Annotated in this window: 12 protein-coding genes; 6 read left to right on the top strand and 6 right to left on the bottom strand. The window is 68.4% G+C overall.

Going from position 1 to position 9902, the window contains the following annotated elements:
• Positions 1-177 precede the first annotated feature (177 nt).
• From aroQ to Q1X76_RS09405, 4 genes are all read right to left on the bottom strand, one after another.
• Positions 178-633, bottom strand: a complete 456-nt coding sequence (aroQ, locus tag Q1X76_RS09420; RefSeq protein ID WP_300719523.1) for a type II 3-dehydroquinate dehydratase — start codon at positions 631-633, stop codon at positions 178-180.
• Positions 634-648: 15 nt separating this feature from the next.
• Positions 649-1494 carry a shikimate dehydrogenase gene (locus Q1X76_RS09415; protein ID WP_300719521.1) on the bottom strand — a complete coding sequence of 282 codons (846 nt, stop codon included), beginning with the start codon at positions 1492-1494 and terminating at the stop codon, positions 649-651.
• 96 nt (positions 1495-1590) lie between these two features.
• Complete coding sequence (locus tag Q1X76_RS09410; RefSeq protein WP_300719519.1) at positions 1591-1989, bottom strand: rhodanese-like domain-containing protein; 399 nt, start codon at positions 1987-1989, stop codon at positions 1591-1593.
• Positions 1990-2106: 117 nt separating this feature from the next.
• Positions 2107-3303, bottom strand: coding sequence for a pyridoxal phosphate-dependent aminotransferase (locus Q1X76_RS09405; RefSeq protein ID WP_300719517.1), 1197 nt, complete (start codon positions 3301-3303; stop codon positions 2107-2109).
• 267 nt (positions 3304-3570) lie between these two features.
• On the opposite strand from Q1X76_RS09405, the gene Q1X76_RS09400 reads away from it, so the two are divergent.
• On the top strand, positions 3571-4014 hold the full coding sequence (locus Q1X76_RS09400; RefSeq protein ID WP_300719515.1) for an MbtF: 444 nt from the start codon (positions 3571-3573) through the stop codon (positions 4012-4014).
• A 107-nt stretch (positions 4015-4121) separates the two neighbouring features.
• On the opposite strand, the gene Q1X76_RS09395 is transcribed toward Q1X76_RS09400, so the two are convergent.
• Positions 4122-4664, bottom strand: coding sequence for a hypothetical protein (locus Q1X76_RS09395; RefSeq protein WP_300719513.1), 543 nt, complete (start codon positions 4662-4664; stop codon positions 4122-4124).
• A gap of 73 nt (positions 4665-4737) precedes the next feature.
• Positions 4738-5244 (bottom strand): peptidylprolyl isomerase, encoded by a 507-nt coding sequence (locus tag Q1X76_RS09390; RefSeq protein WP_300719511.1) that lies wholly within the window; start codon positions 5242-5244, stop codon positions 4738-4740.
• Positions 5245-5414: 170 nt separating this feature from the next.
• Here Q1X76_RS09390 and mutY point away from each other — a divergent pair, with 170 nt between their 5' ends.
• From mutY to Q1X76_RS09365, 5 genes are all read left to right on the top strand, one after another.
• On the top strand, positions 5415-6662 hold the full coding sequence (gene mutY / locus Q1X76_RS09385; protein ID WP_300719509.1) for an A/G-specific adenine glycosylase: 1248 nt from the start codon (positions 5415-5417) through the stop codon (positions 6660-6662).
• A 583-nt stretch (positions 6663-7245) separates the two neighbouring features.
• The gene (locus Q1X76_RS09380; protein ID WP_300719506.1) at positions 7246-7980 is read left to right on the top strand and encodes a ribosome maturation factor RimP; all 735 of its coding nucleotides are present in this window, start codon (positions 7246-7248) and stop codon (positions 7978-7980) included.
• A gap of 136 nt (positions 7981-8116) precedes the next feature.
• Positions 8117-9433 carry a transcription termination factor NusA gene (gene nusA / locus Q1X76_RS09375; RefSeq protein ID WP_300719504.1) on the top strand — a complete coding sequence of 439 codons (1317 nt, stop codon included), beginning with the start codon at positions 8117-8119 and terminating at the stop codon, positions 9431-9433.
• Positions 9423-9665, top strand: a complete 243-nt coding sequence (locus Q1X76_RS09370) for a YlxR family protein (RefSeq protein WP_300719502.1) — start codon at positions 9423-9425, stop codon at positions 9663-9665. The genes nusA and Q1X76_RS09370 overlap by 11 nt, the downstream gene beginning before the upstream one ends.
• The coding region (locus Q1X76_RS09365) for a translation initiation factor IF-2 N-terminal domain-containing protein (protein WP_300719501.1) at positions 9665-9902 on the top strand (238 nt) is incomplete at its 3' end. The genes Q1X76_RS09370 and Q1X76_RS09365, both read left to right, overlap by 1 nt.

The following is a 9902-nucleotide window of genomic DNA, read 5'->3' as shown; positions in this document are numbered from 1 at the left end:
CGGATGGCGGCCGCAGGCCGTGCCCGTTGCGACGAAGGAAGCTACGGGCATCGACAGCAACGCGCGACCGGATGGCGGCCGCAGGCCGTGCCCGTTGCGACGGAGGAAGCTACGGGCATCGACAGCAACGCAAAGGGCTTCCTTCCCCCTCAAAACAAAACGTCATGAGTCCTGCCCTTAGGCCCCGGCCTCCTGGCGCGCCGCCAGCGAACAGGCCGCGCGCAGGCCCAGCAGATAGCTGTCCACGCCGAAGCCCGCGACGCTGCCCGCGCTGACCGCGGACAGCACCGAATGATGGCGGAACGCCTCGCGTGCGTGGACGTTGGACATGTGCACCTCCACCACCGGGACGGACAGTATGCCCAGGGCGTCCATGATGGCGTAACTGTAGTGGGTCCAGGCCCCGGCATTGATGACCACGGCGTCCGTGCCGTCCGTGAGGGCCGCGTGGATGCGTTCCACCATCACGCCTTCGTGGTTGGTCTGGAAGCATTCCAGCGCCACGCCCAGCTCGCTGGCCAGGTCGCGCAGGGCCGCATCGATGTCGGCCAGGGTGGCATGGCCGTAATGGCGCGGGTCGCGCTTGCCGAACATATCGAGATTGACACCGTGCAGGACAAGGATCTTGCGCATCTTCCCCTCCCCTATTCAGGCGCGCGGCGCCAGATGACGTTCCAGGGCCAGACGGGCGGCCTGCGGCATGTCCTGCCCGGTCCAGAGGCGGAACTGGGCCTCGCCCTGACGGAAAAACATCTCCAGACCGCCGACGGTCTCCCAGCCGCGGGCCTGCGCCTGCCGCAAGAACAGCGTGCGCAGGGGATTGTAGACGATATCGTAGGCCACGGGCGCGCTCCCGTCCGCCGGGGCCGGGGCGCGGTCGAAGTCATAGGGACTCTGGTCCTCGGCCTTGCCGTGCATGCCCAGGGGCGTGGTGTTGACCAGCAGGGAGGCCGCCACGTCATGGCGCTGCGCCCAGGGCACGGCCGTGACGCCGAAGCGCTCCACCAGCGGCGCGTGGGAGCGGTCGGAGGGCGTGGTCACGAAGATGCGGCGGCAACCGTGCAGCCACAGGCCGCAGACCACGGCCCGGGCCGCGCCGCCCGCGCCCAGCACCAGCACCGGCGTGGCCGGGTCCAATCCCCGTTGCAGCAGGGGATGCATGAAGCCGGTGACGTCGGTGTTCTCGCCGCAGAGCAGGCCGTCCTGCCAGTAGAGGGTATTGGCCGCGCCCATGAGCTCCACGCGCTCGCTGCGGCGGTCCAGCAGGGGCAGGACAGCCACCTTGTGCGGCAGGGTGACGGAACAGCCGCGGATGGAGAGCAGGCGCATGCTGTCCACGAAGCGCGGCAGTTTTTCCGGGGGCAGCTCCCAGAGCAGATAGGCGGCGGGGATGCCCAGGGCCTGGAAGGCGGTGTTGTGCAGCAGCGGGCTCAGGCTCTGGGCCAGGGGCCAGCCGATGACGCCATAGAGGGAAGCGGGGATGAAAGCGGGCATAGGACGATCCATGGACGGGAAAAGGGATGACAGGCGACCCGGACCGGGCCCCTGCCGGGAGCCGGCGGGACAGGCGGAGCGGCCAGCGCCGGGGGCTCATTCCTCGGGCAGGCCGGCGGCATGCCAGGCGCGAAAACCGGGGGCGAGGTGCAGCACCTCCTCCATGCCCAGCCGGCGCATCAGGTCACAGGCGCGGGCGGAACGGTTGCCCGAGCGGCAGTAGAGCAGCACGGGCCTTTTTTCCCGCGCCAGGGCTTCCAGCCGCTGCCGGAAATCCGGGGCGAAGAAGTCCAGGTTGCGGGCCCCGGGCAGGTGCCCGGCCGCGAATTCCTCCGGGGTGCGCACATCCAGCACCACCAGGCCAGCGGGGGGATGCTCCAGCAGACGCCGGGCCTCGGCGGTATCGATGTCGCGGGCCTGGACGGTCGCGGCCAGCAGGCAGCAGGCCAGCATCAAGGTCGGGAGCAGGGCCACAAGGGGCAGCGGACGGGGCATGGAGCTCTCCTGCACCGCGCGGGGCGACGCGGACGCGCGGACCAGGGCCGCGCCTCCCCCGCGTCCCGCACGGGACAAAAAGGGCGGGAAGGCACGGCCCTCCCGCCCTGACGACGCTTACTTTCCGGCCACCGCGGCGTAAGCGCGGGCAAAGCCTTCGGCGGCATTGCGGATGACGCTCTCGTCCACGCAGAAGGCCAGACGGAAATAGCCGGGGCAGCCGAAGCCGGAACCGGGCACGGCCAGCACGCGTTCTTCCACCAGACGGTTGACGAAGGCCACGTCGTCGCCGCCGGGGGCCTGGGGGAAGAAGTAGAAGGCGCCGGCGGGCATCTGGAAGCTGTAGCCGGCATCGGTCAGCACCTCGGCCATGGCCTGGCGGCGGCGGGCGTAGACGCTCACGTCCACCTGGCTGCCCAGGGCGGCGGCCATGATGTGCTGGCCCACCACCGGCGGGTTGACGAAGCCGAGGATGCGGTTGGTCAGGGTCAGGGCGGCCATGAGCTTGCCGCGTTCGGCCAGCCTGGGCGAAAGGGCCACATAGCCCACGCGCTCGCCGGGCAGGGACAGGTTCTTGGAGAAGGAGCTGATGACCACGGCGTACTGGTACAGGGGCAGCACCGAGGGCACTTCCACGCCGTCATAGGTCAGGAAGCGGTAGGGCTCATCGGCGATGAGCCAGACGGGGTGGCCGTACTGTTCGCTCTTGTTCTCCAGCAGGCGGCAGAGGGAGGTCACGGCCTTGCGGCTGTAGACCACGCCCGTGGGGTTGTGGGGCGAGTTGATGAGCACCACGCGGGTCTTTTCGTCGATGGCTTCCTCCAGGGCGTCCAGATCGGGCTCGAAGGTGCCGGGCTTGCTCATGACGGCCTGCAGGCTGCCGCCGTGGTTGGCCACATAGAAGCCGTATTCCACGAAATAGGGGGCGAAGGTCAGCATCTTCTCGCCGGGATTGATGACCGCGCGCAGGAATGCGTTGAGGCCGCCGGCGGCGCCGCAGGTGAGCAGCACGTCGCCGCCTTCCAGGGCCACGCCCTGTTCCTTGCTCAGATGGGCGGCCAGCTGTTCGCGCGCCCAGGGGAAACCGGCATTGGGCATGTAACCGAAGGCGAAGGGCTCGTCGGCATGTTCGGCGAAACGGCGCAGGCCTTCGCCCACGGCGGCGGGAGCGGGCAGGTCGGGATTGCCCAGGCTGAAGTCATAGACGTTCTCCGCACCGTAGCGGGCTTTCAGCTGGCCGCCGGCCTCGAACATGCGGCGGATCCAGGAGGCATTTTCCAGATAGCCGGAAACGCTTTCTGCAAGAAGGGACATGAGGTTCTCCTGAAGTTGTGGTCCTTCGCGATCCGGGCGGGCGCGGCCCGCGCCGGACGGCTGGTCGATCCTGACGGGGGGGCGGGACGGGCCCGGCCCCGTTGCGGCCGCCCCGGCACGGGACAGGCCTGGCCGGGTCCGCGTCGCGCGGCGACGGCCGCGCGCGTCAGCAGGGCAGCCGCACCGTGCAACTGCTCTATTGTCATTCGGGTGACTATCCAGTATAGCTTGCGAAGGCTGGAAATAGCAAATACCCGGAGGCCCCCCATGCGCAAGCCTTTTTCTGGAAAAAACTGGACCCGAGCCCTGCCGCTCCTGGGCGCGACCCTGATGCTCTCGGCCTGCGGCCTGTGGCAGGACGGTGAGCCCCAGCCCCCGGCCCCCGCCGACATGCAGGTGGAAGTGAACCTGCGCGCGGTGCACCGCTGCTCGCGCATCTCGCCCGAGATGGTCGTGAGCAACATCCCCGCGGGCACGGACTACTTCGATGTGCGCCTGCTGGAGAACGGCCCCCAGGAACGCCTGCAGGGCGGCGGCAGCTGGGACAACGACGGCACGGGCATCATCCCCGAAGGGGCCCTGACCCAGGTCTATACCGGTCCCTGCCCGCCGGCGGGCCAGAGCCGCCAGTACACCTATATTATCTCCGCCATGTCCCACAAAAGCAAGCAGCCCCTGAGCGTCAGGGTCTACCCCTTCGTGCAGGACTAGGCTCCCCTCCCCCCAAAAACACCGGCACCGCCGCTTCCGCCGCGCTCCCTGAAGGAACGCCGCTGGAAACGGCGGTGCCGCCGTTTGGGGGAACGGTCTCCCGCCCCCTATTTGTTGCCCAGGGTCTCCTGGAGCACGTCGATCATGAAGGCGTCGGGATTCTTGGCGCAGGCATCCAGGAACTTGTCCAGGGTGGCCTGCTTGGCCAGGACGGACTTTTCCGTCACGTTGTAGTGACGGTTGTAGGCGTCCAGCCAGATGACGAAGCCGCTGCCGTTCTCGGGATGCTCGTTGTAGGCGCGGCATTTGGTCACGTCGGCTTCCCATTCGCCGCTGACGGGACGGGGCAGCTTTTTCTTGAGCGGTTCCCAGATCTCGGCCACCACGGTGGTGGGCTGCTCCTGGCACATCAGATAGGCCTGGGGCACCAGCACGTTGATGGCCTGGGGATCCGCCACGGTATAGCCGATGTTGGAGCTGACGTAGCCGTCGATCTGCAGGGCCTGGAACACGGGCGGGTCCTGGCTGACGGCGCCCTGGGCCACGAATTCGGCGCAGATATAGGTGGCGGGGTCGATCTTTTCATCTTCCGCCCGGGCGGCCAGGGGCAGGGCCAGCAGCAGGCAGCAGCACAAAAGCCATTTTTTCATGTGTCCTCCTGAACAGCCGCCGGCCCCCGGCAGGCGCGGGCCGGCGGTGCGGAACCGGTGCGGGCAGCTCCGCCTATTCAAAACGGCTGGCGCCGGTGATGAGCACCATGTCGGTGGGCACGTTCTCATGCATGCCCACGCTCTTGGTCTTGACCTTGGCGATCTTGTCCACCACGTCCATGCCTTCCACGACCTTGCCGAACACGCAGTAGCCCCAGCCGCTGGGCACGGGCGCGCTGTAGTTCAGGAAGTCGTTGTCCACCAGGTTGATGAAGAACTGGGCCGTGGCGCTGTGGGGATCCATGGTGCGGGCCATGGCGATGGTGCCGCGCTCGTTGGAGAGGCCGTTGTCGGCTTCGTTCTTGACCGGGGCGCGGGTGGCCTTTTCATCCATGCGGGGGCCAAGGCCGCCGCCCTGGATCATGAAGCCGGGGATCACGCGGTGGAAGATGGTGTTGGCATAGAAGCCGTCATCCACATATTGCAGGAAGTTGGCGACAGTGTCGGGAGCCTTGTCGGGAAAGAGCTCCACCAGGATGTCGCCCGAGGTCGTTTCCAGCAGCACGGTGGGATTGGACATGTTCACTCCTTGAGGGGAATTTGCGGCGACCGGCAAAACGGCCGCCATCCGTCTCTATACGCCAAGCGGCCGCCAAAGACAATCGCCCGCCCCCTGCCCGCGGCCACGTCCCCTGCCGCTCCCCCGCCTTGCGGGATGACAGGACGGCCCCGCGCGGCTACACTGCGCCCATGAGATCCCGCCAGCACTCCCCCCGGCAGACCGTCCGGGACCCGGGACGCCAGCCGGGCCGGAGCCCGGAACAGCACAGCCTGCCGCTCCCGGTCCCCGTCCACGGCGCCGTGCCGCCGCCCGGCCATCGCCCGCCCGAAGACCATGTCCCCGAACTGCAGCAGGCCCTGCTCGCCTGGTTCGACGCCCACGCCCGCCCCCTGCCCTGGCGGCGGCACTACACGCCCTACGAGGTCTGGATCTCGGAGGTCATGCTCCAGCAGACCCAGATGGAGCGCGGCGTCAGCTACTTCGTGCGCTGGATGGAGCGCTTCCCCGACCTGCCCGCCCTGGCCGCCGCCTCCGAGGAGGAGGTGCTCCACGCCTGGGAAGGCCTGGGCTACTATTCCCGCGCCCGCAACCTGCTGGCCGCGGCCCGCACGGTCATGCGGGAGCACGGCGGCGTCTTCCCCTCGGAGCCCGAAGCCATCCGCGCCCTGCCGGGCATCGGCCCCTATACGGCGGCCGCGGTGGCCAGCATCGCCTTCCAGCTGCCCGTGCCCTGCATCGACGCCAATGTGGAGCGGGTCATCGCCCGGGTCTTCGACGTGGACAGCCCGGTCAGGTCCGGCCCGGCCGCCGCGCGCATCGCGGCCCTGGCCCGCCGCCTCCTGCCCGAAGGCGAGGCCCGCCGCCACAATCAGGCCATGATGGAGCTGGGGGCCCTGGTCTGCGGCAAGAAGCCCCGCTGCGGCCAGTGCCCGCTGGCCCGCCACTGCGCCGCCCTGCATCTGGGCATCGTGCACGAGCGGCCCGTGCCGGGCAAGAAGGCGGAGATCACGCCCATCGAGGTGGTGACCGGCGTGCTGCGCCATCACGGCCGCATCTTCGTCCAGAAGCGCCTGCCCCACGGGGCCTGGGGCGGCCTGTGGGAATTCCCCGGCGGCCGCGTGGAGAGCGGCGAGACGCCGGAACAGGCCGTGGTGCGCGAATTCGCCGAGGAAACGGGCTTCGCGGTGCGCGTGAGCGCCCCGCTGGGCCTGATCCGCCACGGTTACACCACCTACCGGGTGCGCCTGCACTGCTTCGCCCTGGAGCTGCTGGCACCGGACGGCGCGCAGCCGCCCCGGCCGCCCGTGCTCACGGCCGCCAGCGCCTGGCGCTGGCTGGAACGTGGCGAACTGGAGAGCCTGGCCATGCCCGCCGCCCACCGCAAGCTGGCCGACAGCCTCACGGTGGCGCAGGGGCCGCTGCTGACGGCTCCGTGAGAAAAGCAAGCCCCCGGCCGTGGCCGCTGCCCGCAGGCGCCTGCGTCGCAACGGCCACGGCCCGGCGGAGGCCTGTTCGTGAGGGGAAAGGGAAAGCCCTCCACCAGCATGGAACGGAGCCCTGATTCCCGCCTTGGCTTCGGCCAGCGGCTGAAAGCCCTCCACCGGCGCGGGCAGGCTCTCCCTTCCGCCCCGTCCCCTTCCCTTGCCCGGCGCTCCATCAGGGGGGATGCGGCGTCATCGGCCTCCCTCCCGCATGTGTCACGCCAGCCCCCTGCTTCGGGACGTCCCGTGCGAGACGCCACCGGCCCCACGCCGGTCACCAAGCCGGCCGTCCCCCGGCAGCTCCGGCCTGTCCGCAACGGCCACGGCCCGGACGATCCGCGCCGAAAGCGGATTTTCCGCCTCGCGGCAGGCAAAAAAAGCTTGACAGGCCCCCCTTTCGTTCCTTATATGGTTGTCCGAAATGGCGCGGCAGTCCCTGCCGCATCATCCTGATGCAGAACATGCGTTCACAACGGGGTGGCCTGAACAGGCCCCCTTTTTTTTGTACTTGCGACCGGGCAGCCGCCCAGGAAGGGACATGAGCGAAAACAGCCTCAAGGAAACCGTCACCCGTCTGGCCGAGCCCCTGGCCCAGGCGCAGGGTCTTGAAATCTGGGGCGTGGAGATCGCCCAGGCGGGCCGCACCACGGTGCGTGTCTTCGTGGACCTGCCGCCGGAGGTCAAACAGGCCCGGGCCGGGCTGCCTGCCGGCAGCGATCCCGCCGCCGACCTTGAGGACAGCGCCGATCCCCTGGCCGCCCGCTCCGCCACCATCGACCAGTGCGAGGAGATCTCGCGCCAGCTGGGCCTGGCCCTCGAAGTGGAAGACCTCATCGAACAGGCCTATGTGCTGGAAGTCTCCACGCCCGGCTTCAACCGCCTGTTCTTCTCTCCCGGCCAGATGCGCGCCTATCTGGGTGACATGGTGGAACTGCGCATGGTCGCCGCCTTCGCCCCCGAGAACGCCCCCGCGGCCCGTCGCGCCTGGCGCGGCGTCCTGCGCGAGGTCACGGACAGCGCCGTACGTCTGGCCCCGGCCAGCGTCTCGGCCGAGGGCGACATCTGCCCCGAAGCCATGGACGAGGTGCTGGTGCCCTGGGACATGGTGCGCCGCGCCGCCCGCATCCACGTTTTCCGCCAGCCGCAGAAGCCCGGCAAGCAGCCCGCGCGCAAGGCCGCCAAGGCCCCCGCGCAGGCCGGCGCCCCCAAGAAGGGCAAGGGCGGGAGCGGCAAGAGCAAGCATCCCGGCCGCAACGAGGCCGAAGACATATAGCCGCAGGGCGCGCCCTGCGGTCCTCCCACGCGGCCGCAAGGCCGCTTCGTCATCATCCGCCCGTGACGGCGGTTTCCGGCCCCGGGCCGGTACATCAGGAAATTTATGCCGCCCCGCGCGGCAGCCGGAGGTAACAATGAACCTTGAACTCAAAAAGGCCATTGACCAGATCAGCAAAGACAAGGGCCTTGACCGCGACATGCTCATCAAGACGCTCGAAGACGCCGTGCGCACCTCGGTGCAGCGCCGCTTCAGCGAAGATATGGATGTGGAAGTCCGGTACAACGACAATACCGGCGACATCGAAGTCTACCAGTTCAAGATCGTGGTGGAAGACGGCGAGGTCGAGAACGAAGACACCCACATCGGCATCACCGAGGCCCGCACCCATGATCCCTCCGTGCAGATCGACGACGAAGTGGGCTTCCGCGTGAAGGTGGAGGATCTGGGCCGCATCGCCGCCCAGTCCGCCAAGCAGGTCATCATCCAGCGCATGCGCGACGCCGAGCAGGAGATCATCTACGACGAATACAAGGACCGCATGGGCGAGATCGTCTCCGGCATCGTGCAGCGCCGCGACAAGGGCGGCTGGGTGGTCAACCTGGGCCGCACCGAAGCCATCCTGCCCCGCGAGGAGCAGATCCCCCGCGAACACTACAAACGCAACGACCGCGTGCAGGCCATCATCATCGACGTGCGCAAGGAAGGCCGCGGCCCGCAGGTGGTCATCTCCCGCGCCCATCGCGACTACATGGCCGCCCTGTTCCGCCGCGAAGTGCCCGAAGTGGACGACGGCGTGGTGCAGATCATGGGCGTGGCCCGCGACCCCGGCTCCCGCGCCAAGGTGGCCGTGCTCTCCCGCGAGCGCGACGTGGATCCCGTGGGCGCCTGCGTGGGCGTGCGCGGCTCGCGCATCCAGAACATCGTGCAGGAACTGCGCGGCGAACGCATCGACATCGTGGTCTGGAGCCCCGATATCGCCACCTACGCCCGCAACGCCCTGGCTCCGGCCATGGTCTCCCGCATCGTGGTGGACGAGGAAGAGAACCTGCTGGAAGTCATCGTGCCCGACGACCAGCTGACCAACGCCATCGGCCGCAAGGGCCAGAACGTCAAGCTGGCCGCCCGCCTGCTGGGCTGGAAGGTCGATATCTTCACCGAGACCCGCTACAACGAGGCCAACGCCATCGGCCACGGTCTGGAACAGGTGGCCAGCGTGGCCGAAGTCTCCCTGAACCAGCTGCTGGACGCCGGCTATACCTCGCTGGATCTGCTGCGTCAGGCCAGCGACGAGGAACTGTCCGACAAACTGGCCATTTCGGACAACCGCATCGCCGACCTGCGTTCGGCCATCAACTTCCTGGCGCCTGTGGCCGAGCCCGAACCCAGGAACGCGGAGGACGGGACGGCCGGGGACGGCGATGCCAAAGCCCAGGACGGTGATGCAGACTAGCCCGGACGCTCCCCGCGAGGGGTGCGAAGGGCCGGTGAGAATGTGCGTCATCTGCCGCCGCCGTTTCGCCAAGGCGGCACTGACGCGCCATGTGCGCGACGCGCACGGAAATTTGACTATCGACGCGCATCAAACCAGTCCGGGCAGGGGCTGGTACCTGTGTGACGACCCGGCCTGCGCGAAGAAATTCGCCAAATTCAGGCCGGCCACACGGCGCAAGGGGGAAAAGTAATGTCGGACAGTAAAATCAAAATCAAGGATCTTGCCTCGGAGCTCAAGATGGACCCCAAGGAACTGCTGCAGGAGCTGCAGACCATGGGTTTCAACGTCAAGAGCGCCCAGGGCTCCATCCCCATGGAAGAAGTGGGCGGCGTGCGTGAGCGCGTGGCCGAGAACCGCCAGCGCAAGGCCGACCGCAAGGATGACCAGCCCACGGTCATCGTGCGTCGCCGCCGCGTGAAGGACGAGG

It is taken from the genome of uncultured Desulfovibrio sp. (assembly GCF_949282365.1).
In the GTDB taxonomy this organism is placed as follows: domain Bacteria; phylum Desulfobacterota; class Desulfovibrionia; order Desulfovibrionales; family Desulfovibrionaceae; genus Desulfovibrio.
This window is presented reverse-complemented; position numbering and strand designations above follow the sequence as displayed.